At 49.2% G+C, this 25,188-nt stretch carries 24 protein-coding genes; 9 read left to right on the forward strand and 15 right to left on the reverse strand.

Annotated features, from left to right (window positions below; translation table 11 throughout):
* Nucleotides 1-4: 4 nt before the first annotated feature.
* Nucleotides 5-2,824: a TonB-dependent receptor domain-containing protein gene (locus tag BN3912_RS11550; protein WP_023983885.1), complete on the reverse strand. Its 2,820-nt coding sequence runs from the start codon at nucleotides 2,822-2,824 to the stop codon at nucleotides 5-7.
* A gap of 202 nt (nucleotides 2,825-3,026) precedes the next feature.
* Nucleotides 3,027-3,662 carry an HdeD family acid-resistance protein gene (locus tag BN3912_RS11555; RefSeq protein ID WP_004368811.1) on the reverse strand — a complete coding sequence of 212 codons (636 nt, stop codon included), beginning with the start codon at nucleotides 3,660-3,662 and terminating at the stop codon, nucleotides 3,027-3,029.
* A 342-nt stretch (nucleotides 3,663-4,004) separates the two neighbouring features.
* On the opposite strand from BN3912_RS11555, the gene BN3912_RS11560 reads away from it, so the two are divergent.
* Nucleotides 4,005-4,403: an HU family DNA-binding protein gene (locus BN3912_RS11560; RefSeq protein ID WP_023983884.1), complete on the forward strand. Its 399-nt coding sequence runs from the start codon at nucleotides 4,005-4,007 to the stop codon at nucleotides 4,401-4,403.
* Between the two features lie 117 nt (nucleotides 4,404-4,520).
* On the opposite strand, the gene BN3912_RS11565 is transcribed toward BN3912_RS11560, so the two are convergent.
* The 3 genes from BN3912_RS11565 to BN3912_RS11575 all read right to left on the reverse strand — a co-directional run bounded on the left by BN3912_RS11565 (nucleotide 4,521) and on the right by BN3912_RS11575 (nucleotide 8,296).
* A complete protein-coding gene (locus tag BN3912_RS11565) occupies nucleotides 4,521-6,710 on the reverse strand; it encodes a glutamine synthetase III family protein (protein WP_023983883.1) in 2,190 nt (729 codons plus the stop codon).
* A gap of 253 nt (nucleotides 6,711-6,963) precedes the next feature.
* Complete coding sequence (locus BN3912_RS11570) at nucleotides 6,964-7,929, reverse strand: transporter (RefSeq protein WP_004368807.1); 966 nt, start codon at nucleotides 7,927-7,929, stop codon at nucleotides 6,964-6,966.
* A 10-nt stretch (nucleotides 7,930-7,939) separates the two neighbouring features.
* On the reverse strand, nucleotides 7,940-8,296 hold the full coding sequence (locus tag BN3912_RS11575) for a winged helix-turn-helix transcriptional regulator (RefSeq protein WP_004368806.1): 357 nt from the start codon (nucleotides 8,294-8,296) through the stop codon (nucleotides 7,940-7,942).
* 272 nt (nucleotides 8,297-8,568) lie between these two features.
* Between BN3912_RS11575 and BN3912_RS11580 the strand changes: the two genes are divergently transcribed.
* The gene (locus BN3912_RS11580; protein ID WP_023983882.1) at nucleotides 8,569-9,219 is read left to right on the forward strand and encodes an NAD(P)-dependent oxidoreductase; all 651 of its coding nucleotides are present in this window, start codon (nucleotides 8,569-8,571) and stop codon (nucleotides 9,217-9,219) included.
* Nucleotides 9,220-9,359: 140 nt separating this feature from the next.
* Here the strand turns inward: BN3912_RS11580 and gpmA are convergent, their stop codons facing one another.
* Nucleotides 9,360-10,106 carry a 2,3-diphosphoglycerate-dependent phosphoglycerate mutase gene (gene gpmA, locus BN3912_RS11585; protein WP_004368804.1) on the reverse strand — a complete coding sequence of 249 codons (747 nt, stop codon included), beginning with the start codon at nucleotides 10,104-10,106 and terminating at the stop codon, nucleotides 9,360-9,362.
* Nucleotides 10,107-10,293: 187 nt separating this feature from the next.
* On the opposite strand from gpmA, the gene BN3912_RS11590 reads away from it, so the two are divergent.
* Entirely contained in the window at nucleotides 10,294-11,481 is a 1,188-nt protein-coding gene (locus BN3912_RS11590) for an acyltransferase family protein (RefSeq protein WP_036859489.1), read from the forward strand.
* Nucleotides 11,482-11,672: 191 nt separating this feature from the next.
* Nucleotides 11,673-11,948 carry a hypothetical protein gene (locus tag BN3912_RS11595; RefSeq protein WP_004368802.1) on the forward strand — a complete coding sequence of 92 codons (276 nt, stop codon included), beginning with the start codon at nucleotides 11,673-11,675 and terminating at the stop codon, nucleotides 11,946-11,948.
* 172 nt (nucleotides 11,949-12,120) lie between these two features.
* Here the strand turns inward: BN3912_RS11595 and BN3912_RS11600 are convergent, their stop codons facing one another.
* The 8 genes from BN3912_RS11600 to tsaB form a co-directional block, all read right to left on the reverse strand.
* Nucleotides 12,121-13,467, reverse strand: coding sequence for an alpha/beta hydrolase family protein (locus BN3912_RS11600; RefSeq protein ID WP_023983880.1), 1,347 nt, complete (start codon nucleotides 13,465-13,467; stop codon nucleotides 12,121-12,123).
* A gap of 167 nt (nucleotides 13,468-13,634) precedes the next feature.
* On the reverse strand, nucleotides 13,635-13,757 hold the full coding sequence (locus BN3912_RS12595; protein WP_262502685.1) for a hypothetical protein: 123 nt from the start codon (nucleotides 13,755-13,757) through the stop codon (nucleotides 13,635-13,637).
* 18 nt (nucleotides 13,758-13,775) lie between these two features.
* A complete protein-coding gene (gene rseP / locus BN3912_RS11605; RefSeq protein ID WP_023983879.1) occupies nucleotides 13,776-15,173 on the reverse strand; it encodes an RIP metalloprotease RseP in 1,398 nt (465 codons plus the stop codon).
* A gap of 70 nt (nucleotides 15,174-15,243) precedes the next feature.
* Nucleotides 15,244-16,398 carry a 1-deoxy-D-xylulose-5-phosphate reductoisomerase gene (locus BN3912_RS11610; RefSeq protein ID WP_023983878.1) on the reverse strand — a complete coding sequence of 385 codons (1,155 nt, stop codon included), beginning with the start codon at nucleotides 16,396-16,398 and terminating at the stop codon, nucleotides 15,244-15,246.
* A gap of 1 nt (nucleotide 16,399) precedes the next feature.
* A complete protein-coding gene (gene rimM / locus BN3912_RS11615) occupies nucleotides 16,400-16,924 on the reverse strand; it encodes a ribosome maturation factor RimM (RefSeq protein WP_023983877.1) in 525 nt (174 codons plus the stop codon).
* On the reverse strand, nucleotides 16,917-18,227 hold the full coding sequence (gene murA, locus BN3912_RS11620) for a UDP-N-acetylglucosamine 1-carboxyvinyltransferase (protein WP_004368796.1): 1,311 nt from the start codon (nucleotides 18,225-18,227) through the stop codon (nucleotides 16,917-16,919). Before murA ends, rimM begins: the two co-directional genes overlap by 8 nt.
* Nucleotides 18,228-18,233: 6 nt before the next feature.
* Nucleotides 18,234-18,827, reverse strand: coding sequence for a DUF4290 domain-containing protein (locus BN3912_RS11625; protein ID WP_004368795.1), 594 nt, complete (start codon nucleotides 18,825-18,827; stop codon nucleotides 18,234-18,236).
* A gap of 7 nt (nucleotides 18,828-18,834) precedes the next feature.
* Nucleotides 18,835-19,530, reverse strand: a complete 696-nt coding sequence (tsaB, locus tag BN3912_RS11630; RefSeq protein WP_036859312.1) for a tRNA (adenosine(37)-N6)-threonylcarbamoyltransferase complex dimerization subunit type 1 TsaB — start codon at nucleotides 19,528-19,530, stop codon at nucleotides 18,835-18,837.
* 89 nt (nucleotides 19,531-19,619) lie between these two features.
* Between tsaB and BN3912_RS11635 the strand changes: the two genes are divergently transcribed.
* The 4 genes from BN3912_RS11635 to BN3912_RS11650 all read left to right on the forward strand — a co-directional run bounded on the left by BN3912_RS11635 (nucleotide 19,620) and on the right by BN3912_RS11650 (nucleotide 23,052).
* Nucleotides 19,620-20,495, forward strand: a complete 876-nt coding sequence (locus BN3912_RS11635) for a YicC/YloC family endoribonuclease (RefSeq protein ID WP_004368793.1) — start codon at nucleotides 19,620-19,622, stop codon at nucleotides 20,493-20,495.
* A gap of 93 nt (nucleotides 20,496-20,588) precedes the next feature.
* Nucleotides 20,589-21,629: a guanylate kinase gene (gene gmk / locus BN3912_RS12065; protein ID WP_023983876.1), complete on the forward strand. Its 1,041-nt coding sequence runs from the start codon at nucleotides 20,589-20,591 to the stop codon at nucleotides 21,627-21,629.
* A gap of 17 nt (nucleotides 21,630-21,646) precedes the next feature.
* The gene (gene nadD, locus BN3912_RS11645; protein WP_023983875.1) at nucleotides 21,647-22,252 is read left to right on the forward strand and encodes a nicotinate (nicotinamide) nucleotide adenylyltransferase; all 606 of its coding nucleotides are present in this window, start codon (nucleotides 21,647-21,649) and stop codon (nucleotides 22,250-22,252) included.
* Nucleotides 22,253-22,344: 92 nt separating this feature from the next.
* Nucleotides 22,345-23,052 carry a porin family protein gene (locus BN3912_RS11650; protein ID WP_023983874.1) on the forward strand — a complete coding sequence of 236 codons (708 nt, stop codon included), beginning with the start codon at nucleotides 22,345-22,347 and terminating at the stop codon, nucleotides 23,050-23,052.
* A gap of 45 nt (nucleotides 23,053-23,097) precedes the next feature.
* On the opposite strand, the gene BN3912_RS12600 is transcribed toward BN3912_RS11650, so the two are convergent.
* Nucleotides 23,098-23,232: a hypothetical protein gene (locus BN3912_RS12600; RefSeq protein ID WP_262502684.1), complete on the reverse strand. Its 135-nt coding sequence runs from the start codon at nucleotides 23,230-23,232 to the stop codon at nucleotides 23,098-23,100.
* A 37-nt stretch (nucleotides 23,233-23,269) separates the two neighbouring features.
* On the opposite strand from BN3912_RS12600, the gene BN3912_RS11655 reads away from it, so the two are divergent.
* Nucleotides 23,270-25,186, forward strand: coding sequence for a phosphoethanolamine transferase (locus BN3912_RS11655; protein WP_036859485.1), 1,917 nt, complete (start codon nucleotides 23,270-23,272; stop codon nucleotides 25,184-25,186).
* Nucleotides 25,187-25,188: the final 2 nt, after the last annotated feature.

Raw genomic sequence — 25,188 nt, forward strand, 5'->3', positions numbered from 1 at the left:
TCGGTTAGAAATCAAATTTTAATGACATTACGTACTGTCGCGGTAAGGAATAAGTGGAATAGTTCAGCCCTCCGGCGGCGACAGCACCCTGCGAATGCGCTCCTGAAATGGTAGCTTCCGGATCTACGGAAGCCTTTGTAAGGCAGAAAGGATTATATACGTTGAGGCCTACTTGCAGACTTTTCACCGGAAAACGCTTGGAGTTGAAGGCATGGGTATAGTCTATACCGATGTTGCGCACCTTGAGAAAGTCGGCTTTCTCTACGAAATAGTTGGTGAAGTTGAGCCATGCTTTTTTCTGGTTCAGCCCTTTAAGTGCCGTCTCCGGTATGGCTGTGTCTTTTAAACCCTTCATGAAGCGGAACTGCCTGTCGAAAGAATGTACGTAAGAACCCGCCTGATAGTCGCCGCTTGCGTACAACTGCCATGCCTTGTAGCGTGCCTGAATGGAGAAATTGCCGTAGAACGTGGGGATTGTTGTGCCGAGGTCTTGCATACGGAGCACCTCTTTCAGCGTGCCGTCTTCGTTCAGTATGGCTTTATTTCCGCGCAGAAAACCTACCGGCTTGCCCTGTTCGACAACGTTTTGTATGGTGCTCGGGCCAAATCCTCCTATACTGAAAGGTAGCGTTCCGCCGGTACTGAGCACTTTGTTGCGGTTGGTATTGAACGATGCGCGGGCGCTCACGGTCCAGTCTTTCGTGCGGACGGGCGTGATACCTACTGTGATTTCCACTCCTTTGTTCTCTATGTCGCCGATATTGGCGAGATAGGAAGACGACTGTCCCGATGATGGTAATGTGGGTACACTGAAAAGTGCGCCCTTTGTACGGGCATAATAATAGGTGAAACCCAGCGAAACGAGGTTATTGAAGAATGAGCCTTCGAAACCTGCTTCGAACGAATGCTTCTTTTCGGGACCGAGGTCGGGGTTGCCGTATTTACCGAATACCGCTGCCTGTTTGCCTTGGAACGAGAGCACATCTATGGTCTTCTGGTATTCGAAGGGTGGAGGATAGCTGCCCGCTACGCCGTAATTGGCCAATAGGCGCAGATTGTCGATGATGCCCTTGCGTACAATAGGTTGCATGAAAGGTTCTTCTGTGAGTACATAAGATAAGCCTACCTTGGGGTAGAGCTGCCAGCCGACATTGTCGCCGAAGGCTGTATTGTAATCTATGCGCAGGCCCAAGTCGAGATAATAACGGTTCAGAAAGCCGACATTGTTCTGCGCATAGAACCCGTAGTTATGCAAATAGCTGAGCCATTCGTCGGCCGTTTGCTTGCCGGCCCCGCTCATTATCTGCGCTCCATCGCGCACGTTCATGCCGTTGTATATGGCTTGATGATCTCTTGTATTGAAGTATTGGAAGCCTGCTGTGAGGATATTACTCAGCCACTCCTTATAATAATACTTGTATTGTCCGTTCAGATCGATCGTCAGACCGAAGTAGTTGCGGTCGAAGTTGTTGATTCTTCCGGCGTCGGATGTTCCTTCGGGCTTCACCTGTGTATGGATGAGATAAGCGTTGGTAACAATCTCCTTGTTATTGTTTGCACGGTAGTCTACGCCCAGAGTACCTTTGAACGTAAGATTGTTCATGGGAGTGAAGAGCAGCATCTGTGATGTCTGGAAGCGTTTGATATTCTCTTTGTAGTTTTGAAGCGCCTCGGCTTTGTTGACAAAAGCTTTCATCTGATTGTACGAATAGTCGTCGGCTGCATCGATATCGGCACCGAAGTTCTTTCTTGAACCATCGGCTGCGGTGTATTTGAAATTGGTTGCAGCAGCGCCTTCTGTAAACCATAAGCCAGTGTAAAAGCCTTGGTTTCCGTTACGGCTGCGGCGGAAATCTTCAATAACCATGCCGAATGAATTTTGATACTCCAGCATCTTGTTGATGCGCATGTGGGAGCCGAAGCGCAAGTCGTACTTTTTGTTCTCGTTCGCATTATGGATAACAATGCCCGTATTGTTGCTCATACTGGCGCCAAAACTGTAACCGAACTTCTCGTTACCGCCGTCGAAACCGATGCGGTAGCGCTGTTCGAAACCGGTTTGATTGAGCAAATCTTTGGTTCTGCGGAAGTGATAAAACTGCGTAGTGGCCACATCAATACCCAATTGTGTGCTGAACGATGCGTGAAAACCGCCCGTGCCGCCTTTTTTGGTGAATATTTGGATGACGCCGTTTGCAGCATCGGAACCGTAGAGAGTAGTCGCCGCACCACCCGTTACGTACTCTATATGATCGATATTCTCGAGAGGAATATCGCTGATAGAGCCCGACGCAGCCGTTTCGCCCATAGGCATGTCGCCCAGAGTGTGAGGATTTGCACCGTATCCGTTTTTGGAATAGTTAAGGATGGAGCCCGTGTTGAGGTTGTCAACCCTTACGCCATCTATGTAGATGACGGGTGTAGAATTAGAGAAAGCCGACGACAACCCGCGGGATTTAATGATGGATGTTGTTCCCGGTTGTCCGCCCGAAAGTGTGATCTGTACGTTCGGGAGTGCCGTCTGCAGCATCTGATCGATACGATAAGAAGGCATCTTCTGCAGTTCCTTGGCAGAAATCTTTGTGATGTTCGATGACAATCGTCTTCTTTGAATGGCACTTCCCTGCCCCGTAACAACCACTTCGTCGAGGTTGAAACTATCGAGTTCCATGCTTAGACCGTTTGGCTTTTCAAGGCGGATACTCTTTTCTTTCGTTTTTGTAAGTGTGCTTTTTGCGATAACGTCATGGCCTTTTCCTAATCCGGACATAGCCAATGATGCACATGGCACGATGCACATGCAGCAAAATAATTTGATTTTCATGTTTATAACAATCTTTTTACCCCCATTGGGGCAATTAATATAAGTGAATAATTACCGTTAATGTTCTCTTTTTGCGGGGCAAATGTAGGTATTTAAAATGGAACCGCCAAATAAAGTTCGGTGTTTTTCATTGTGTTCGGCAGTAGCAAAAACTCCCCTCCCATTTATGGGAGAGGAGTATATTCTTCATCGGTTTGCAGGATTATTTGCCCAATGCTTCCTTGATTTCGCTATTCAGTTTCTCGATTCTATCTTTCAGATCACCCGACAGCTTGTCGCCCCATGCTTTCAACTTCTTTAGGTTGAGCGAAAGTATGATAGATGCTATGCCTGTAAAGATGAACGCCAACCCCGTAAGCACCACCAGCCATACACCCGTAAATACGGGCCATGCAAGGAGTACGAACGAAACAATAATGCCCAATACGCTCGCGATAGCCAGATTGCCCCAATTTAGTACGCCCGCCTCTTTTACCTCGAAAGCGAAGCCAAGCAGTTCGAATGAGCGGAAAAGCAGCATGAATCCTACCACAAATGGCAGCACTTCCATTGATACTACAGGGTGGATGAGCAGATAAAAACCCATCAAAAGTGAAACAAGGCCCCCTACAAAATACCATCCCCAGCTGCGCAACGACTTACGGTTGTCGATGGAAAAGAACATGTCGGACAGTCCCCATACCAGAAACGACAGGGCGAACAGCAGCGCAAGTGTAAGATATGTTTCCGCAGGCGAGACAAATACGTAAAGTCCGCAGATGATGAACAACACTCCCAAAATCAGCGGGAAGTACCAATGTTTTACGGTTTTCGTAAATGATTTAAGTAAATACTCCATAATGAAAATTATTATAAGGTGATTGATAGAAGCGAATATACAACAAATTTTATGCAGTCTGTCTCCGCAGACCGATATTTTAACTTTTGTTGCATTTCGCAGGGTTGTTAATATTGGAGAGTTGTTGGATATTCACATTCTTATGTTGTTAGCAAGAGATTTAAAGGTAAGCAAGAAAACAAAGTACTATTTTTGTCTTTTCTATAAATCTTCAGGAAGAAAAGATATTTTCATCGCGAAGAATTTTTATTTTCTTCGCGATAAAAAATTATTTTGTTCGCCAAGAAAAATTTACTATCTTTGTTGCAAAGATAATTGTTTGATTACTAAATAATTAAAGGTATGGCAAAATTAAAGTACAAACTGGTGAAGCGCAAGCTCAACATTGGTGCGCAGAAAGGCAAGGAGGTTTATATTGCACAGCCTGTGAACCTCGGCAAAATCGGGTTCGAGGATTTTGTAAAAGAGATGTCTGACGGTTCGACGGTTGACGCGGCCGATGTGAAGGCTGTTCTGAGCCGGCTGCACACGGTGATTTCGCGGCTTACCGAGCGCGGTTTCTCTGTGGAGTGCGGCGAACTGGGCACGTTCCGCGCCTCGTTCGGCAGCAAGTCGGTGGAGAACGCCAAGTCGTTCAATGTGTCGGACATCCGACCGGCCAAAATCATCTTCACGCCCAAGCCTGCTTTCAAGAATTCGCTCCGCTCGGTCGGGTTCGAGGAGTTCACGCCCAACGCATAGAGGGGAGCGCCGTTTCTTGTTCTCCGCCTATTGTTTTCTTATCGATACGGGGAACATGCGAAATCGGCCATCGTTTTTGGGTGCGGCCGGCGGCAGAGGCTGCACCGTAGGGCGGGGCTACCGGATGAAGAGGAGTTCGCGATATTTGGGAAGTGTCCAGAGTTCGTCGGCCACGAGGAGTTCGAGCTTGTCTATCTGGTAGCGTATTTCTTTCATCTTGGGCTCCACTGTGTCGTGGTAGGCGATGGCCTTGGCGCGCTCGTGGCTGATTTTGTTGGCCACCTTGCGTGCGTCGACGAGTTCTTCTACGCCGGTTTCTATGGTTTGCGTGCGGCGGGCGATTTCTTTGATGATTTTTACGTTGCGTGCGGTGAGGCGGGCGGCTTCGGCTTGGTCGAAGATGGCATACATGTTCTGCACGTTTTTGGCAAGCCGGCTCTGGTAATGGGTGGCCACGGGGATGATGTGGTTCATGGAGAGGTCGCCCATGACGCGGGCTTCGATCTGTATTTTCTTGGTGTAGGTTTCCCATTTTACTTCGTTGCGGGCCTCGAGCTCGTTGCGGTGCATGATGTTGGTGGTTTCGAACATTCTTACACTGTCGGCGTCGAGATAGCGGTCGAAGACGAGGGGGCAGCTGGTTTCGCAGTCTAAGCCGCGGCGGCGGGCTTCCTTGATCCATTCGTCGGAGTATCCGTTGCCGTCGAAATGGATGGGTTTGCAGGTTTTTATGTCTTCGCGCACGATGTCGATGATGGCCGACACTTTGTCTTCTCCCTTCTTTATCAGGGCGTCTACGCGTTTCTTGAAGTCGGTGAGCGCTTCGGCAACGGCGGCGTTGAGCACAATGATGGCCGATGCGCAGTTGGCCTCGGAGCCTACGGCGCGAAATTCGAAGCGGTTGCCGGTAAAGGCGAAAGGCGAGGTGCGGTTACGGTCGGTGTTGTCGATCATAAGTTCGGGAATTTGCGGGATATCGAGCTGCATTCCTTTTTTGCCCTGCAATACGAAGAGGTCGGCCTTGTGGCTGTTCTCGATATGCTCGAGCAGATCGCTCAGATGCTTACCGAGAAAGGCTGAGATGATGGCGGGAGGCGCCTCGTTGGCCCCGAGCCGGTGAGCATTGGTGGCACTCATGATGGAGGCTTTGAGCAGGCCGTTGTGGCGATACACACCCATCAGCGTTTCTACGATGAAGACCACAAAACGCAGGTTGTCTTCGGCGGTTTTGCCGGCACCGTGGAGCAGGATGCCCGTGTCGGTGGAGAGCGACCAGTTGTTGTGCTTTCCGGAACCGTTGACACCAGCGAAAGGTTTCTCGTGGAGCAGCACTCGGAAGCCATGTTTGCGGGCAACACGTTTCATGAGCGACATGAGGAGCATGTTATGGTCTACGGCAAGGTTGCATTCTTCGAAGATGGGGGCCAGCTCGAACTGGTTGGGAGCCACCTCGTTGTGCCTTGTCTTGCAGGGTATACCGAGTTCGAGCGCCTGCACTTCAAGGTCTTTCATGAACGCCTGTACGCGGTCGGGGATGGTGCCGAAGTAATGGTCGTCCATTTGTTGGTTCTTTGCGGAATCGTGGCCCATCAGTGTGCGCCCCGTCAGCATGAGGTCGGGGCGGGCCGAATAGAGACTCTCGTCTACGAGGAAGTATTCTTGTTCCCAGCCGAGATTGGTGGTAACTTTCTTTACGTCGGGATAAAAATAGCGGCATACCTCGGCAGCAGCCTTGCCCACGGCGTGGAGCGAGCGCAACAGAGGGGCTTTGTAATCGAGCGCCTCGCCGGTGTATGAAATGAAGATGGTGGGGATGCAGAGCGTATCGTCGATGATGAACACGGGCGAAGTGGGATCCCATGCCGAGTAGCCGCGGGCCTCGAAGGTGTTGCGTATGCCTCCGCTGGGAAAAGAACTGGCATCGGGTTCCTGTTGTACGAGCAGCTTGCCCGAGAACTCTTCTATCATACCGCCCTTGCCGTCGTGCTCTACGAAGGCATCATGCTTCTCGGCGGTGCCTTCGGTGAGCGGTTGAAACCAGTGTGTGTAGTGGGTGACGCCGTTTTCTTCGGCCCAGCGTTTCATTCCCTCGGCCACCGCGTCGGCTATGGAGCGGTCGAGTCGGGCGCCGTTGTCTATCACATCGGTGAGCTTTTCATATACTCCGACGGGCAGATACTTGTACATCTTGGCGCGGTTGAATACGTACTTGCCGAAATATTCCGACGGTCTTTCGCTCGGTGCCGTTATCTCGAGCGGTTTTTTTCTGAATGCTTCGGCCACTACTTCAAATCTTAGGTTTGCCATTGTTTTGGGTTCTTTTATCGTTAACGTGTTATTGTTCTTCTCCTTGCGGTTACGCCTTGCGCGGCTGTGCACCATGCCTGCGGGCGGCTCCTTTGCAAAATTACAACATTTCGGCAACAGATGAGCCGTTGCGGGCAGATTTTTTATTCCGCATATCGGTATGGCCGGCAAATTGCAGGTGGTATGCCTGTCGGCGACAGACATATCGCATAGTGCCGGTAGACGGCACGCTTAACGGGGATAGACTGCATGTCTATGAGCTCCGTTCGAGCCCCTTGCGGCGGCATATCCACAGTTCTATGCTGTTGATGCAGTTCTGCCAAAGAATGTAACAGCCCGGACCTACCGACGATAGCGGGTTCAGATATGTGTAGGCTATCCAGATGGCGAAGGCCGTATTCTTTTGCCCTAACGCCTGTCCGGCATTGATCGTGCTGTCGAAGTAGCGCCCTATACGGCGGCCTACGGCGAACTGCATGATGCACAGCAGCAGGCTCAACACGGCGATGACGATGAGAAAAGCGGCGGTGGTGTCGGCATGTACGATGTTTCTCACCGTGGCCCCTGTGACCAGCACGAGCGAACAACCCCACAAATAGTATGAAAGGTCTTTCACTCCTACTACCCAACGATGGAAACGCTTCATGCAGTGTTTCACGATGAACGCCAGCAGCATGGGCGCCAGCAGCACCACAGCCACCTCGTAGAGTATGCTCATGAAGGCGCTTATGAAGCTGATGTCGGCCGCTTTGTCTATCATCGGGAAGCAGATGGGAATAAAGATAGCGGTGATAAAGTTAGAAATGAAAGTGTAAGTAGTCATCTCTTCGAGGTTTCCACCGAGCTTCTGTGTCACCACGGCGGCGGCCGAAGCACAGGGAGAGATGATGCATGTGAGCATTGCTTCGGCAAGTATGAGACTTTGCCCCTGCATGTTGAACCCCAGTATGAGGGCTGTAAGAATTACGATGAACAGCACTTGGAACACTCCAGCCCACAGATGCCAGCGCACAGGGATCAGTCTGCGAAAGTCGACCTTGCAGAACGTGACGAACAGCACCAAGAACATAAACAGCGGAAGGATGGCGTCGAGGATGGGAGACAATGCGCTCGCCGCCCCTGCAAGCGCCGGTGTGCCGGCAAAGACGAGGTAAACTATGGCGCCCGTAGCCATAGACAACGGCAACGTCCAGTTCTTGATCAGGCGGGAGATGCTCATGGCGGCGGGGTTAGGAGTTACCCACAACGTCGTTGAAATGGTCTAATGCCCATTCCACAAGGGCATTCACGGGAGGCATGAGGCTCTTCCCTGTGTCGGTAAGACTATATTCCACACGGGGCGGAACCTCGGGATATTGCCGGCGGTTGACCAGATGATTGCGCTCAAGGTTCTTCAACGTTTGCGACAACATCTTCTGCGAGCAGTCGGGTATCCTGCGTTTAAGGTCGCTGAACCGCAGAATACCGGTCTTACTCTCATGTATTCCCATCAATACAAGCATCGACCATTTGTCGCTGAAACGCCCTAATACGTTGCGTACAGGGCATGCCCGAAAGTCTATACTCGTATCTGTAATCTGTTCCATATCTACACCTTATTATATTATAGGCACCGGTTTGCGGCACCGTCTTTTAGAGTTGTTGACAGCAAAAGTAGCATTTTTGAACTTAGTTACCAATAGATACCATGTTAATCTGCGTTAAACTTCTTTTCAAGGAATGCTCTTTTCAAGGCAAATCCTACCGTTCGGTAACTATGTAACCTACCGGTTCGTTCTTGCAGAAGTTATGTTTTTGTACTATCTTTGTACTCGACAAAAGGAATAAACAACAAACATAAAAAGAAAGGAAACAAGTTATGAAGAATGTAGTTCTAATAGGTGCCACCGGTTTTGTGGGTTCTGCGGTGCTCAATGAGTTGCTTGAACGCGGACATCAGGTAACGGCTGTAGTTCGCAACGTGGCTAAATTGCCGAAACACGAACATCTGATTGCTGTAGAAGCCGATGTGGCCGACGTGGATAGAATTGCCGATATCGCCCGCGGTAAAGATGCTATTATCAGCGCATACCATCCGGGATGGACTAATCCGGATATTGCTCATTTGATTAAAACCAATTCACCGAAGATTGTAGAGGCTGCCAAAAAGAGCGGAGTAGGGCGTCTGCTGATGGTCGGGGGTGCAGGAGTATTATTCGTAAAGCCGGGGCTTCGCGTTGTTGACTCGGGTGCCATTCCTCAAGAAATTATGAGTACGGTGCGCACACTTGGCGACTTTTATCTGAATATCCTTGCCAAAGAAGACGGAATAGACTGGGCTTTCTTTGCACCGGCTGGCGAGTTCGATACCGACGGAAAGCGTACAGGATCATATCGCCTCGGCAAAGAAGACTTGATAGTCGATACCAACGGTAAGAGTCATATATCGGTTCAAGACTATGCCAAAGCTATGGTCGACGAATTAGAAGTACCGGTCCATCACAAAGAATTGTTTACTATCGGCTATTAAACCGGCTTGTTCTTGGATGAAGAGCGGAAGAAAAATAAAGAATATTTGATATCCGTACTGTAAAGACATACAGTAAAAAAGAATGCTGCATCGGTGTTCCGCGGTTGACGGGCGCACGATGCAGCATTTTTTGCGGGTGCTTATTTGGCACTTCCCTGCTTGGCTACGGCCTCTTGTTTGCGGCGGATTTCATCCTGATCGCCGAGGTAATAGTCTTTTACAAGGTTCAGGTTATCGTCGAATTCGAATACGTAAGGCGTGGCAGTAGGTATGTTCAGTGCCACTATATCTTTATCCGAGATACCTTTCAGGTGCTTCACGATGCCACGGAGACTGTTTCCGTGAGCGGTAACGATAATGCTATCGTACTCTTTAAGGCTGGGGAATATCTCACATTCCCAATAAGGCATCACGCGAGCGATGGCATCTTTCAGCGATTCAGTGCGCGGAATGTAGGCGTCGGGCACCTGTGCATAGCGCTTATCTCGCGTTGCACTGTTGGGATCGGCATCGTCTAACGGGTTCGGAGCAACGTCGAAGCTGCGACGCCAGATAAGAACTTGCTCATCACCGAACTTGGCTGCCGTCTCACTTTTATTCAAACCTTGCAGATTTCCGTAATGCTTTTCGTTCAAACGCCACGACTTTTTAACCGGTATCCAGTCTAAGTCCATGCTGTCGAGCACGCCGTTGAGCGTCTTGATGGCGCGTTTCAGGTATGATGTGTAGGCTATCTGGAAGGTAAAGCCCTGCTCTTTGAGCAACTTGCCTGCATTGCTTGCTTCCTCTACACCCTTATCACTCAGGTCTACATTCGTCCAACCTGTAAAACGATTTTCTTTGTTCCACTGGCTTTCACCGTGACGTACCAATACGATTCTTTTCATGTTTAATTTGCGTTTAAAATATATCTGTCTGCAAAGGTAATCATTTTTTGAGAACTTGCAACGTATTTTTGTTTCATTTACACGATATGGATATCCCGAACAGATATGCGGTCTGTGGCGGATAGGTGTATGTTTTTATTATGCTGCTGGACTGTTCTCAACTTTTTTGATTATCTTTGTAACCGCTATGAACAAGAACAATATCTATTTAAAATCCAAGCCTCGTTACGAGATATTGGACGGCCTTCGCGGCGTTGCTGCAATGCTTGTCGTTGTATTTCATATCTTCGAAGGCTACGCTTCGGGCATTGAAGAGTACGTAGTGAACCACGGTTATCTGGCTGTAGATTTCTTTTTCGTCCTTTCGGGCTTTGTTGTAGGCTACGCATACGACGACCGTTGGGGCAGCATGTCGGTGTGGAATTTCTGCAAGAGGCGCCTTGTACGCCTGCATCCCATGGTAATTTTCGGGATGACGTTGGGGCTCTTCTGCTTCTATTTCGGTGCGGGAGACAAGTTTCCACTTATCTCTGAGACGCCTTGGTACACGGTGTTGCTGATGTATGTTTTGGGGTGTTTGATGATACCCGCCGCACCTTCTATGGATATACGCGGATGGGGAGAGACATACAGCCTCGACGGGCCGGCATGGTCGCTGATGTATGAGTATGTTGCGAACTTGCTCTACGCCCTGTTCATACGCCGTTTGTCGAAGATAGGCCTTGCGGTTTGCGTGGCTTTCTTTGCCTTTCTTACGGTTAATTTATGTCTGAATATCGATGTTTTCGGTATTCTGAAGCCTCACGATTGGGCTGCCTATACCGTGATTGGGGGCTGGGGACTCGATGGGGTGCATCTGTTTGTGGGCGCTACCCGTTTGCTCTATCCCTTTTTTATGGGCTTGTTGCTGGCACGAATGAATAGGCTAATCAGTTTGCGCGGCGGCTTTTGGTGGTGTGCAGGCCTCGTTTCGCTGCTCTTGGCGATACCTCATGTAGGTACAGGCGATACGTCTTGGCTGAACGGACTGTACGAATGTTTCTGCATTTTGGCGATGTTCCCGCTGATAGTGGCCATTGGAGCGGGCAGTAACATTACGGATAAGCGCACTGCAAAGGCTTGTAAGCTGCTCGGAGAAATCTCCTATCCGCTTTACATCATCCATTATCCGTTGATCTATCTGCAGCTGTCGTGGCTTCAGGAGCACGAGAATGCTCCGTTGGGGCAACACATAATAATCGGTGTAGGAGTGTTTGTCGTATCCGTGTCTATAGCCTATGCGGCCTACAAGCTGTACGATGTTCCCGTACGCGAGTGGCTCAAGAACAGATTGTTTGTCGTTTCGAAGAAGAACGGAGAGCAGGTTCAGCCGTAATTTGCTGAATATATGCGTGCGATATGGCGTACCGAAGCCTTTCGAATGCGATAAGACGAGGTGATAAACATAATTAAGAACTGTTATATTTTTTATCTTAACGACTTGAAAACTATCTGAAAAGATAGGTTCCCCCTTTGGTCTGTCGGGAATAATGCCGTACATTTGTCGTAACCAAAAGGATAAATGTTATGGTACAAAGAAGATTTCAGGACATCAAGGCGTATATCGTAAACGTGACGGAGTTGATATGGAATTACATTACCTACCGCGACAGTTTCCCCAAGGGCGTGAAGCTGGCAGTGTTGCCCGGTATCAACGAAACCGTTATCGATATGCCCGACAATTGCAACGGGTGCGAGTTTTACGATTTGAATATGTTTATTATGAAAGATAGCAGCGGTTTTTCGAAGCCTTCCATGAAGGCTATCAGACGGATGGCGCAGCGTTATTTCGGCACAGAGTAATAAAGGTATGACCGACGGCTGTCCCGCGGGGCGCGGCCATCGGTCATATCTAATAAAGACAGTGCAAGCCGAAAACAATGAAACTTGTTTCGTATTGTTGAGGTGCAGCCTGCCTTATTCAAGCTCAATTCGTGTTTCTCCGGCAGGTGTATCTTGAATGTACGCCTGTCGGTTATTTGTTTTTAAGGCTATTGATCCATGTGGCAATATCGGCAAGCACTTCGGGCGCCACGGTTTCATCTATGGTGGCGTACTCCTGCATGTTGCCTGTGGTGCAGTGCTGCTGCATGTGATTAAGCTCCGGATAGGCTTTAATCAGATTACGTTTGTCGGGTTTGAGCGCACTGCGGATAATGTTCAGATTATCCGTAGCGTTTACCTGCGTGTCTTTCTCGCCGTTGATAGCCATCACAGGGCATGCGGTTTTCTCGATAAAAACCTTAGGATCGAGAGCGATAAAAGCACGTATCCATACGTTACTGTCGGCCCATGGCGTGAGTCTTCCTACGATGTCGGGCGGCAAGGTGGTACCTTTCAGTATGTCGGCAATGGCTGCTTTGTCGTTCGGACATGGAGGATTGACCGCGAGATAGTCGTATATTCGCCCGAGACGAGCAATGTATTCTTTCGTTATCTCCTCGGGCGTGCCCTGTAAGAGCAACACGTCGTGATGTTGTTTCAGCAGAAGTTCCTTGCCTGTAACGGCCATTCCGGCAATGGATACGATAAAGTCGGCATCGCCATTGGCTGCAAGCATGAAAGCTATCGTGCCGCCCTCGCTGTGACCGAGCACGCCGATATTACCGAAACGGTGCAGGTTTTTCAGATACGTGAGGCCTGCACGGGCGTCTTCCATGAAATCTTTGGTGGTAGCATTTGTGGCATTTCCCGTAGACTTCCCGTACGAACGGTCGTCGTATCTGAGCGAGGCGATACCGTTGCGTGCCAAGTAATCGGCTATCACGAGAAACGGCTGGTGGCGGAAGAGCGTTTCGTTGCGGTCTTCGAGTCCGCTGCCCGTCACCATTAGCACTACGGGTGTTTTGCCCTTCTTGAAGCTGTTGGGCACGACGAGCGTACCGCTCAGCGTGGCCGGAGCCTGACTGTTGGTGAACGAAACCTCCTCTGTGGTGTAGGGAAACGGTGGCTTCGGTGTCTGCGGACGCACTTTGTCGGCCTCCTTTCTGTGCAGGTTGAGTTTGAAAGAACGCCCCATTTGAGTGAACGTTCCTACGATGGAATCGCCTTGCAGTCGCCCTGCGTAACGGCTTCCTATTGCGTTTACCGCCACATCTACACTATCATTGCTTAGCAAGTTGCACGTGGTAGGGATATCGAATGCGGCCTGATCGGGGCTGCTCATGGTGCTCTTCTCCTTGTCGAAGTGCCATTCGATCGATAGTTTCATGGCGCCTGCGTCTAATATTCCTTTCCAGTCGCCTTGCAATTCCTGTGCATCGGCGATGCTGCATGCGGCCCAGAGCAGCATCGGCAGCAGTATCTTTCGGTAGTTTTTCATAAAGATATTTTTCTTATGTTGCGGGGGTAAAGGTACGAATTTATTTCTTTATAGGCAGAACTAAGGTTATATTTTTCATGTATATGCACACGCGAACATTAATGTTTTATGGCAGAAAATCGGGCGGAGCAGGGGGATGTGTTTCTTACACCTATGGGCTATGCGCGTTAGATATACCATCTGCCTGCCTTAGACGGCATATCTGTAAGGAGTATGTGCTGCACGCGGTTGGCAAAGGGGTACGAAAAATCGCAGAAATCCTGCGAGACTTCTGCGATTGTTGTTATCATGTAGCGATGAAATTCGCGCTATTGCATGAGGCCGAAAAAGCGTAGCACGTCGTTCAGATTGGCTATAATCATGAGCAATATCAGTATGCCGAAGCCGGCATATTCGGCACGTATCATGAACGTTTCGCTCGGTTTGCGCCGCGTAACCATCTCATAAAGCAAGAAAAGTACATGGCCTCCGTCGAGTGCAGGTATGGGCAAGATGTTCATGAAGGCAAGGATAATGCTCAAAAATGCCGTCATCAGCCAGAACATGTGCCAATCCCATGTGGGCGGGAAGAGGCTTCCGATGGAGCCGAACCCGCCGAGCGACTTGGCTCCGTCGGCCGTAAACACGTAACGAAGGTCGCTTACGTAACCGCCAAGTACGTTGATCCCGTATTTGATACCTGCGGGAAAGCTCTCGAAGAAGCCATAGCTAACGGTGATAGGCTTATAGTAATCGGCAAGATTAGACTTGTCTACGCCGAGCTTCAGGTCGGGTGTGAGCGCGAAATATGCCCTGTATATCGCCTTGTTATCGCCTTTGTGCACGAATAGAAGGCTGGTTTGTCGTATCTTCATGCTGTCTTCGTGCGTCTTGGCAGCCGTCATCTGGTCTTTCAGCCGGCTCATCTCGTCGGAAAATTCGTTCCATGTACTCATCTTCTTTCCGTTGAACGCGATAATTCGGTCGCCCTTCTTCATACCGATACGCGCGGCAGGTGTGCCCGCTGCAACGCTGTCTATGTCGGCCGGAATATACGGACTGGCGAACACAGGCGTGGTCTTCAGCATGCCCAAAAGGTTCAGATTGCCCGGCATGTCGATGCTTACAGTCTTGCCGTTGCGCAGCACTCGCGCCTGTTTGGCAGTGCTCAAGTCGCGGTACACATCGGCATTAAGGCCTCTGAAGTCGCCCTTATCGGTACCTAAGAGAATGTCGTGATCTTGAAATCCGATGGCCTTAGCCTCGCTGTTGAACCGCATTCCCATCGACATATCTTTCATGGGAATGTATTCTTCGCCCCAGTGAAAGAGCACCATCGAATAAATTAAGAGGGCTAAAAGGAAATTCACGAGCACTCCGCCTATCATGATAAGCAGCCTTTGCCATGTGGGATGCGACCGAAACTCCCATGGCTGTGCGGGCTTTTTCATCTGTTCGGTGTCGAAACTCTCGTCGATCATGCCCGATATCTTACAGTAACCGCCCAGCGGGAGCCACCCCATACCGTAGGTAGTGTTACTGTTTTTTGGTTTGAAACTGAACAAACTTCCGTTCCATTTGCCTATTCCGGCATCGAAAAAGATAAAGAATTTCTCTACTCTTACGCCGAAGAGTTTGGCGAAAAACATATGTCCGCCCTCGTGGAGCAGTACCAAAAGCGAAATTGCCAGTATAAACTGTAGCAATCGGATCAAAAATATTTCCATGTTGTTTGATGGGATTAAGAGTGGAGAAACGACAAAGAACGCCGGTTCTTCGGTTCGTTTCTTCCGTAAATTACTTGTTCATTAATTCTGTAGCTATGCGCCGTGCTTCCGCATCGGTCTGTATGTAAGTGTCGTAGTCGGTACTCCTGTCGAACGTAGCCCGCTGCATTGTTTGTTCTATAACGTCGCCCATGCCGAGAAAAGAGCACTTCCCGTGGCGGAAACCTTCGTTTACAATCTCGTTGGCAGCATTGACTATGCAGGGCATGTTGCCCCCCTGTCGGATAGATTCGAAGGCAAGAGCGAGGCATTTGAACTTGTTTAAGTCGGGTTCGAAGAACTCCAACGGCTGCTTGAACAGGTCTAAACGATCGCTGTTCAGTGGGAGTCGTTTCGGAAAAGAGAACGCATATTGTATCGGGAGGCGCATATCAGGCACGCCGAGTTGTGCCTTTACGGCTCCATCAGTAAACTGAACGGCGCTGTGAACGATGCTTTGAGGGTGCACAAGTACCTGTATTTTCTCTGATGGAACGCCGAAGAGCCACTTCGCTTCGATTACTTCAAAGCCTTTGTTCATCATGGATGCCGAGTCTATAGTAATCTTCGAGCCCATTTCCCACGTAGGATGTTTGAGGGCATCTGCCGCGGTTACGGTTTTCATTTGTTCCAAAGAATGGTTGCGGAATGGCCCTCCGGAGGCGGTGAGCAGTATCTTTTCGATTGTATTATCGCCCTCTCCGACGATCGATTGGAATATTGCACTGTGCTCAGAGTCTACGGGCAGTATCGGTGCATGGTATTCCTGCGCCAAGGAACAGATAAGTTCGCCGGCCACAACCAGTGTTTCTTTGTTGGCAAGACATATCTTCTTACGGGCTTTGATGGCATGTATAGTGGGCGAAAGTCCCGCAAAACCGACCATAGCAGTAAGCACCATGTCTATCGGACCGGCCTCTACAATCTGGTCGAGTGCCTCTTTACCGGCGTATATCTTAATATCTGTGAGGTCTTCGAGCAACGTGCAAAGCTCCTTGTAGTGCGCTTCGTTGGCGATAACCACGGCAGCTGGCCGGAATTTGCGTGCCTGCTTTGCGAGCTCTTTCACGCGGTTGTTGGCCGTAAGGCAATAGACTTCGTAAAGATCAGGGTGCTGATCGATGACGTCGAGTGCCTGCGTACCGATCGAACCGGTAGAGCCTAAGATACATATCTGTTGTTTCATTTTATTCTAAGTCTAAGATGCCGTCCGGCAGTTTCATTCTTATTTCCCGCTTATCCGTATCGATTTCTTCTATAAAATCCTCGTTGGCGGGGATGAGGACCGTGCGTCCGTCGGCGATGTTTACCTCGAAGAGAACATTTAGAGTGGTATCATCTACGCGACAGACAGTACCTATAGGCTTGTCAGATATGGCATCTATGAGCCTTAGACCGTGCATCTGTGCCCATGATACGGTACTTCTATCAGCATCGGCCTGTGCTCTTGGGAAATACACATCGTGCCCCGTGAGCTCTTTGGCCTGCTCTTGAGTGTCGATATCGCAAAATTTTATGAATGCTGTTTCGTTGCTGCGAAACCGGTATTCCTCCATATAGAACGGTATCAGGATACCTTCAATTTCGATAATAAGATATTCTGCGTTCGTTCGGTCGAACGCATCGTCGTTGAATATGAAACTGATTTCTCCCTTCACCCCGTGGGGTTTGCCCAGTTTCCCTATCTTGTAAACGTCTTCTTGTTTAATCATTCACGCGTTTGATTTTCGCTCCAAGGGCGTTGAGTCGCTTTTCGATGTCTTCATATCCGCGGTCTATCTGCGCTATATTGGCAATGCGGCTGGTTCCGTTGGCACTCAAAGCGGCGATAAGCAGTGCAATTCCGGCACGTATATCGGGACTTGTCATGTGCCCGGCGTGCAGTCTGAGCTTATGATCATGGCCTACTACCACCGCTCGATGCGGATCGCAAAGGATGATTTGTGCCCCCATATCGATGAGTTTATCTACGAAGAACAGCCTACTTTCGAACATCTTCTGGTGGAAGAGGACGCTTCCGCGGGCTTGGGTGGCCACTACAAGCAACACAGACAGTAGGTCTGGCGTGAGTCCGGGCCACGGAGCATCCGCCAAGGTCATGATGGTACCGTCGATAAACGATTCGATTTGGTAGTGCGGTTGGTGCGGAATCCACAGGTCGTCGCCCTCTATATCGATCTTAACCCCAAGTTTTTTGAAGGCTTCAGGTATCATGCCGAGGTTTTTCACCGATACATCTTTAATCCTGATACCATTGCCTGTCATGGCTGCCATGCCGATGAAAGAGCCCACTTCTATCATGTCGGGCAAAACAGAGTGCCTTGCTCCGTGCAGTTCTTTTACCCCTTCGATGGTCAACAGATTGGATGCAATGCCGCTGATGTTGGCACCCATCGCGTTCAGAAGTCGACACAGTTGCTGTATATAGGGTTCGCAAGCCGCGTTGTATATCGTTGTGGTGCCCTTGGCAAGCACGGCCGCCATAATTATATTGGCCGTTCCTGTGACCGAGGCCTCATCGATAAGCATGTAACATCCTTTGAGTTGCTTGGCTTCAATATGGTAAATGTTGCGTTCTTCGTTACGAATAAACTTGGCGCCCAGCCTTTTAAAGCCGAGAAAGTGGGTGTCTAAGCGGCGTCTACCTATCTTATCGCCGCCCGGTTTGGCAATGGTAGCCTTGCCGAAACGGCCGAGTAACGGGCCTATCATCAGCACACTGCCTCGCAATGACGAGCATTTTTTAACGAAATCGTCGCTTTGTAAGTAGTCTAAATGCAGATTATCCGCTTGGAAAGTGTAGTTGTTACGCGAATTGCGTGTAACCTTTACACCTGTTTCTTGCAGCAGTTTAATGAGGTTGTTTACGTCTAAAATGTCGGGAATGTTATCGATCGTCACCTCTTCCTGCGTCAACAACGACGCACAGATAACCTCCAGAGCCTCGTTCTTAGCACCTTGCGGGGTGATCGTACCGCTTAAATAGTGCCCGCCTTCTATAATAAAAGACTCCATAGGCGCTTATTTCTTCTTGCGTTTCTTCTCGGTTTCTTTCACATTTACCTTATCAAATTGAAAGGTATCGAGGTCTAATTGCACCTTTCCGTCGGTAAAACGTGCGAGATCGGAGGCCACTTTTTCATCGTCGGACGAGCCATGACTCCACTGTACAAGGTTGCGTTTCATCTGATTGGCGGTTACTCTGATGAGCTCGTCACGCTCTTCTCCCGCATCCATGTGCTTGAGTTGTTCGAAGAGTTCGAACAACATATTGCCGTAATGCCTTACGGGTATGTTCTGCATAGGGTACTTCAAAGGCTCCGGTTTCGTATCTATTTCCTTGGCTTGAGATACGTCATACGGGTAGTCTATATCCAATTTAAAGTCGCTCATAATGGCAAGATGATCCCATAGCTTTTGCATGTAATCTTCGTTCTCGCGGTTTTGAGGGAACATACGATCCATTATTTGCACGATTGCCTCGGCGCATTTCTGGCGTTCTTCGCGGTCTGTAAGCGCCACGGCATAGTCGACCATGTTTTGTATTTCGCGCCCGTATTCCGGCAAGATGAGCCTTTCGCGCTTGGTATTATAGTCTAATCCTTCTATCTTCATATCTATATTAGAGTAATTTCTTGGGTGTTTTGGCCACGAAGTCTTTCAGGTAAAACGGCACAAAGTATGCAACATCTTCGAATACACCTTGTGCCATGCGCTTTTCGGCCAATGGTAACATGTTCTTGGCCAGCGGTTCTATGTCTTTTATGAAGTGTGCATTCTTGTGACGAATGGTGCCGGTACACTTGTCGGCACCGTTGCCGAAGAAATAAACAGGATATTTATCGAGCAGTTCTTTATAAGAGGTGTCGTCTACGATGTCGGCATGTATCGGACGTATTTCTTTGAGCGAACGATCGAAGAACTGCGCATAAACTTCCATACGTCGTGCATCGAGCATCGGACAAAGCAGTGCATTGCCTTCTTCTCCGGTCATTTCATGCAGCAAAACGGGCACGCATAGCAACTCTAAAGTGGGCACCGCGATGAGTTTCACGTTGCGTCCGTAGCAGATACCCTTAGCCATACTTACGCCTATACGTAGGCCCGTGTACGATCCGGGGCCACAACTAACGGCCACGGCATCGAGGGGTATGGCATGATTATCGACGAACGAAAGAGCCTGATCGACGAATATACCGAGCTTAACAGCATGGTTCGGCCCGCTATGATCTTCTTCATTGAAGATACATTCGCCATCGTTACTTACGGCAACCGAGCACACATCCGTACTTGTTTCTATGTTCAATATGCACGACATAATACAAATATATACTAAATAAGGTGCAAATTTACGCTTTTTTTCCCGCAAATTGATTACTTTTGCATAAATTTAACTTGCAATATACGATGATACAATCAATGACAGGTTATGGCAAGGCGGTCGTAACTTATAAGGAGAAGAAGATTAATGTAGAGGTGAAATCATTGAATAGCAAGGCGCTTGACTTGTCTACACGTATTGCCCCGCTCTATCGGGAGAAGGAAATGGAGATGCGGCAGATGATAGCTAAGGCGCTCGAACGTGGGAAAGTAGACTTCTCTATATGGGTGGAAAAAGACGAATTCGTGGCTGCTACCCCCATCAATACGGCACTTGTAGACAATTACTACCGGCAGATAAAAAACATAGTTGCCGTTTCGGGCATACCCGAACCGCAAGACTGGTTTGCCACTTTGCTGCATCTGCCCGACGTAACCACACGTACCGAAGAAGAAACGCTTACCGAAGAAGAATGGAAAGCAGCGCGCCAAGCCATCGAAGAGGCCATTGCCAATCTTGTCGCTTTCCGCAAACAGGAAGGCGAGGCATTACATAAAAAGTTCACAGAGAAGATAGATAACATCGCTATATTGCTTTCCAGCATCGAAACTTACGAGAAATTGCGCGTCGAGAAGATACGTGCAAGGATCGTAGAGGGGCTGAATCAGCTCCCCGGAGTGGATTACGATAAGAATCGTTTGGAACAAGAACTGATCTATTATATAGAGAAATTAGACATTAGCGAGGAGAAACAACGCCTTTCGAACCACCTGAAATATTTCACGGAGACAATGAACGAGGCCCGTCCCAATGGCAAGAAGCTGGGCTTCATCGCACAAGAAATGGGGCGAGAAATCAACACTACCGGCTCTAAAAGTAACCTTGCAGAGATGCAGAACATCGTTGTAAAGATGAAAGACGAACTGGAACAGATCAAAGAACAGGTGCTGAATGTGCTGTAGGTACCTCCCCCTTCCCCTCCGAAGGAGGGGTGTGCCTTACGGGGGATGGGCATATAGGGTTGAAAGCTATTGCTTTTATTTTTAATTTTACGAATGCCTGATAATAATAATAAATTTAATTATGAAACTTCTCCTGCCATTTCGTATGGAATATTACGTAGGAATGCCAGAAGTAATCGGCGTTATTCCACGCAAGCAGAGAGCATATTGTGGCAATGTTTGCGTGGTAAAGCCTTGGGATATCGTTTTCGCAGACAACATCTTATTGGCGAATATATCCCCGACTTTGTCTGTCTATCGAAGAAACTTGTCGTAGAAATCGACGGTAGATATCATTTTATCGGCACTCAACCGTTGAGAGATGAGGAACGCACGCATTATCTTGAAACGCAAGGTTTTCGCGTTATCCGGTTTACCAATGAAGAAGTGGTGGCAAATATTGATTATGTACTTTCAAAAATCAGAGAAACTATGAACGAAGAATATCCTATATATGGTAACAAAAAAGAAGCTTTAACCCCGTTAGGCCCCCCCCTCCTTTGGAGGGGAAGGGGGAGGTTAATCATCTTTTCCGCCCCGTCCGGCACAGGAAAGAGCACCATCATCAATTGGCTGATGGCAGAACATCCGGAACTGAACCTTGCGTTTTCCATCTCTTGTACCAGCAGACAACCGCGCGGAATGGAGAAAGACGGGGTTGAGTACTTCTTTGTATCGCCCGAAGAGTTTCGGCGTAGGATCGCTAACGATGAGTTCTTGGAGTACGAGGAGGTATATCGCGACCGCTTCTACGGTACGTTGAAGGCGCAAGTAGACCACCAGTTGGAGGCCGGACAGAACGTTGTGTTCGACTTAGACGTAAAGGGCGGGTGCAACGTGAAGAAATTCTATGGCGATAGGGCATTGAGTATATTCATACAACCGCCGTCGGTCGAAGAACTCAGACGGCGGCTCGAAGGGCGTGCCACCGATGCTCCGGAGGTGATAGACGACCGTATCGCCCGTGCTTCTTATGAGCTTTCGTTCGCTCGGAAGTTCGATAAAATCGTGATAAACGATGATCTTGAGCAAGCCAAACGCGATACATTGGCGCTTGTCGAGGCATTCCTGAACGCCGAAAAAGATAAATCATAAACAAACAAAAGCAGCGTATGTCGAAACGGGTGGGCATATACGGCGGTTCTTTCAACCCCATTCATAACGGTCACATCGCCTTGGCGAAGCAGTTGCTCCGTGCGTGCAGGCTCGACGAAGTGTGGTTCGTGGTGTCTCCGCAGAACCCTTTTAAGCAATCGTCCGAACTGCTCGCCGACGATAAACGGCTGCAGTTGGTGCGCTTGGCGCTCGAAGAAGAGCCGAAACTCACGGCATGCGACTACGAATTTCATCTGCCCAAACCCTCGTACATGTGGCATACGCTGCAGTCGATGCGTAGGGATATGCCCGATACAACCTTTGTTTTGCTCATCGGAGCAGACAATTGGCAGGCTTTTCCGCACTGGTTCAGGCACCAAGACATTGTTCGTAATTTCGATATCGTTATCTATCCCCGCAAACAATCACCGGTGGAAGAGGCGCTATTGCCTCCGCGCGTGCACCTTGTACATGCCGAACTCTACGATTTGAGCAGCACGATGATAAGGCAACGCGTAAGGTGCGGCGAGTCTATAGACGGTCTTGTGCCGCCCTGCATAGCCCCCCTTGTAAAGGCATACTATGCAAATGCCGAGCGAAAACCGCATGGCGAGCAGCCGTAACCGACAGTTTTTTTAACGCGCAACGTTTCAGTTATTCCGCTCGCATTCTGTATCTTTGTTTGCTATATGGCTTAAAATAAAGATAAAATGGTATGAAACGTTTTTCCTTTGTATTGCTTTTGAGCGTCGTAGTGCTTACTTGCGCAGCACAGAAGCGCCCTATGTGGACGATACGTGTGGGGTATGGAATATCCGATTGGATACATTCCAACGGCGACGGTGTACCCTCTTTGCAGATCGGGGGCACGGTGGAAATCCCGCTATCGCGTACGTTCGGGTTCCAAACAGGGCTGTCGTATATGAACAAGGGGGCTCTGTGGACTGTTGAAAACAGTGCGCCCGACGGAACTGCAGTCCGCTTTCGTATGCGCTTGCATGGGGTGTATGCACCTCTTTTCCTTACCTATCACATCCCTATGGGCGATGCCGAAAACCATTACGGCTTTGTTTCTTCGCTCATAACCCTGAAATTCGGTCCTTACGTAGGTTACGGATTGGGTGGACGTTTGAAGAAGAGTGCAGCAGGAGAGTGGCTGCCTGTGAACGGTAACCCTTACAGCCGTTCTTACAATTACAATAACCTGTCTCTGCAAGCTCCCGATGGTACGGCTGCTTATCTGGACAAACTGAACCGATGCGAGGCAGGTGTAGCTGCAGGAGTAGATGTCGTTGCTTTCGGTATAATAAATGTTTCTCTGGAAGGGGGCATAGGTCTTACGCCGCTGACCACGCATTGGGGCGGTCGTAGTGCCAAGAGTTACTTTGTTCAGGGTGCGCTTTGTGTGCCCTTGTCCCTATAGTCTATCGTCGATAGAGCGTAGGGATAAGCAGCATAGACGATGTATCTATGCGGCATAGGTATGCCGTCTGTCGCCGACAGGGACGTCTTGTCTGCGGCGAACACCGTTATGGCGGTGCAGACAGAAGCAATTTCCGTCGCCGATAGAGCTTAATTTTTCACGTTTTTTTGCAGGTGTCATTTTCTTATTGTATCTTTGTCCGTGAATGACAGAGAGAATGGATATTTTAAGCATTCTGGGCAAATTTCTCGGCAAGGTTTTCCATCCGGTACGCGTGAATGCGGCGTTTTTCGTATTCATGTACGTGTTGGGAGTGCTTTGTGCATGGCTTACGTTGCCGCAAAGCAAGGGAGCCGAGCTGTACGGAAACCTCTATTTAGAGCTGTTTCTCGACATCTATCTGGTTTGTTTGGTGCTTTCAGCGCTGCCCGAACGCCTGCGCAAGTGGGTTCGAAGGTTGCTCTATGCCCTGTTCTATGCCGTTGCGGTGGCAGATGTTTACTGCTTTGTAAAGTTCGAATCTACGCTTACACCCACGATGTTGTTGCTTGTAGGCGAGACGAACGGGCGCGAAGCCGGCGAATTTCTGCGTTCCTATCTGTCTTTCGATGTGCTTTTCAGCGCCGTAGGGTGGCTGTTCCTGCTCATCGCATTGCACATTATTTTCGCTTGCAGGCATCGCTTGGAACGCTTGCTGCCGCCTGCCGTCGACAGCGTTCGGGCGGAATACGGCCGACGGTTCAGGGCTTCCGTTCGTTCGACAAGTCCGTATATAGGTTTTGCATGTGCGGTGTTGCTCGTGTGGAGCGCTGTTTCGAGCTGTCATAATAAGCTTGCAACGTGGAAACTTATGACGTCTTCTACTATCGGGAGTGTGGAACATGTGCTCACGGAGCGCGATCATGCTGTGCTATACACGCCCATCATGCGCCTTGTGTTCAGTCTTTATGCCAATTCTTTGGCGTCGGAACAGATTGAAAAACTCGTGGCTGCTACCGACAAAGTGCGGGTAGACAGCTGTTCTTTTACTTCGCCGAACATCGTGTTGATTATCGGCGAGAGCTACGGCAAGCATCATTCGCAGCAATATGGCTACTTCATGCCTACCACGCCCCGCCAGATCGAGCGCGAAAGAACCGGCTTACTCGTGAAATACACCGATGTGGTGTCGCCGTGGAACCTTACGAGTTTCGTCTTTAAAAATCTGTTTTCCATGCATGTAGTGGGGCAACAAGGCGAATGGTGCGACTATCCGTTGTTCACGGAACTATTTCGTAAGGCCGGTTATCATGTTACCTTTATCACCAATCAGTTCCTTCCGCAGGCTAAAGAGGCCGTGTACGACTTCAGCGGAGGCTTCTTCTTGAACAATCCGAAGCTAAGTGCAGCACAGTTCGATACGCGCAATACCGAACTTCACCAGTACGACGAGGCGCTCATTACCGACTATGAACAGATGATAAAAGACGGGCGCGTGAAGGTCGATGATACCGGAAACGCCTATCGCCCTGTGCGTTCGAATGCTGTGCCGGCAGCAAATACGCAGCATAGAAATCTGATTATATTCCACTTGATGGGGCAGCATGTGGCCTATAAACTACGAAGTCCGAAAGACAGGAAGCACTTCAAGGGCGACGATTATAACGATCTACGCCCCGAATTGAATGCAAAACAGAGGCGTATGCTTGCCGAATACGACAACGCGGTGCTGTATAATGACTCGATAGTCGACCGCATTTGCAGTCTTTTCGAGCATAAGGATGCCATCGTGATCTATGTTCCGGACCACGGAGAAGAGTGCTTCGAGGACACAAGGAATTTTATCTGTCGCAATCATTCCGCCGAAATAGACTACGATCTTGCACGGTATGAGTTCGAAATACCGTTCTGGATATGGTGTTCTCACCGCTATGCAGTGAAGCATCCCGAAGTATATAAGGAAATTGTGCAGGCAAAAGACCGCCCTTTGATGACGGATGCGTTGGCGCATACACTGCTGTATCTTGCCGGCATATCGGCACCCGATTACCGCGAGGAGTATAATGTTCTTTCGACAAAGTATGATGAGAAACGCCCCAGAATATTGAAAGGTGTGGCCGATTACGATAAGCTAAGGTCTGCAAAAGATAAGTAAAG

The sequence above is a fragment of the Prevotella phocaeensis genome, from assembly GCF_900065875.1.
Lineage (GTDB): Bacteria > Bacteroidota > Bacteroidia > Bacteroidales > Bacteroidaceae > Prevotella > Prevotella phocaeensis.

What these genes read in the sequence shown, in the direction of transcription:
- BN3912_RS11550 (WP_023983885.1), bottom strand. Translation starts at nt 2,824, where the DNA reads ATGAAAATCAAATTATTTTGCTGCATGTGCATCGTGCCATGTGCATCA.
- BN3912_RS11555 (WP_004368811.1), bottom strand. Translation starts at nt 3,662, where the DNA reads ATGGAGTATTTACTTAAATCATTTACGAAAACCGTAAAACATTGGTAC.
- BN3912_RS11560 (WP_023983884.1), top strand. Translation starts at nt 4,005, where the DNA reads ATGGCAAAATTAAAGTACAAACTGGTGAAGCGCAAGCTCAACATTGGT.
- BN3912_RS11565 (WP_023983883.1), bottom strand. Translation starts at nt 6,710, where the DNA reads ATGGCAAACCTAAGATTTGAAGTAGTGGCCGAAGCATTCAGAAAAAAA.
- BN3912_RS11570 (WP_004368807.1), bottom strand. Translation starts at nt 7,929, where the DNA reads ATGAGCATCTCCCGCCTGATCAAGAACTGGACGTTGCCGTTGTCTATG.
- BN3912_RS11575 (WP_004368806.1), bottom strand. Translation starts at nt 8,296, where the DNA reads ATGGAACAGATTACAGATACGAGTATAGACTTTCGGGCATGCCCTGTA.
- BN3912_RS11580 (WP_023983882.1), top strand. Translation starts at nt 8,569, where the DNA reads ATGAAGAATGTAGTTCTAATAGGTGCCACCGGTTTTGTGGGTTCTGCG.
- gpmA (WP_004368804.1), bottom strand. Translation starts at nt 10,106, where the DNA reads ATGAAAAGAATCGTATTGGTACGTCACGGTGAAAGCCAGTGGAACAAA.
- BN3912_RS11590 (WP_036859489.1), top strand. Translation starts at nt 10,294, where the DNA reads ATGAACAAGAACAATATCTATTTAAAATCCAAGCCTCGTTACGAGATA.
- BN3912_RS11595 (WP_004368802.1), top strand. Translation starts at nt 11,673, where the DNA reads ATGGTACAAAGAAGATTTCAGGACATCAAGGCGTATATCGTAAACGTG.
- BN3912_RS11600 (WP_023983880.1), bottom strand. Translation starts at nt 13,467, where the DNA reads ATGAAAAACTACCGAAAGATACTGCTGCCGATGCTGCTCTGGGCCGCA.
- BN3912_RS12595 (WP_262502685.1), bottom strand. Translation starts at nt 13,757, where the DNA reads ATGATAACAACAATCGCAGAAGTCTCGCAGGATTTCTGCGATTTTTCG.
- rseP (WP_023983879.1), bottom strand. Translation starts at nt 15,173, where the DNA reads ATGGAAATATTTTTGATCCGATTGCTACAGTTTATACTGGCAATTTCG.
- BN3912_RS11610 (WP_023983878.1), bottom strand. Translation starts at nt 16,398, where the DNA reads ATGAAACAACAGATATGTATCTTAGGCTCTACCGGTTCGATCGGTACG.
- rimM (WP_023983877.1), bottom strand. Translation starts at nt 16,924, where the DNA reads ATGATTAAACAAGAAGACGTTTACAAGATAGGGAAACTGGGCAAACCC.
- murA (WP_004368796.1), bottom strand. Translation starts at nt 18,227, where the DNA reads ATGGAGTCTTTTATTATAGAAGGCGGGCACTATTTAAGCGGTACGATC.
- BN3912_RS11625 (WP_004368795.1), bottom strand. Translation starts at nt 18,827, where the DNA reads ATGAAGATAGAAGGATTAGACTATAATACCAAGCGCGAAAGGCTCATC.
- tsaB (WP_036859312.1), bottom strand. Translation starts at nt 19,530, where the DNA reads ATGTCGTGCATATTGAACATAGAAACAAGTACGGATGTGTGCTCGGTT.
- BN3912_RS11635 (WP_004368793.1), top strand. Translation starts at nt 19,620, where the DNA reads ATGATACAATCAATGACAGGTTATGGCAAGGCGGTCGTAACTTATAAG.
- gmk (WP_023983876.1), top strand. Translation starts at nt 20,589, where the DNA reads ATGCCTGATAATAATAATAAATTTAATTATGAAACTTCTCCTGCCATT.
- nadD (WP_023983875.1), top strand. Translation starts at nt 21,647, where the DNA reads ATGTCGAAACGGGTGGGCATATACGGCGGTTCTTTCAACCCCATTCAT.
- BN3912_RS11650 (WP_023983874.1), top strand. Translation starts at nt 22,345, where the DNA reads ATGAAACGTTTTTCCTTTGTATTGCTTTTGAGCGTCGTAGTGCTTACT.
- BN3912_RS12600 (WP_262502684.1), bottom strand. Translation starts at nt 23,232, where the DNA reads ATGACACCTGCAAAAAAACGTGAAAAATTAAGCTCTATCGGCGACGGA.
- BN3912_RS11655 (WP_036859485.1), top strand. Translation starts at nt 23,270, where the DNA reads ATGGATATTTTAAGCATTCTGGGCAAATTTCTCGGCAAGGTTTTCCAT.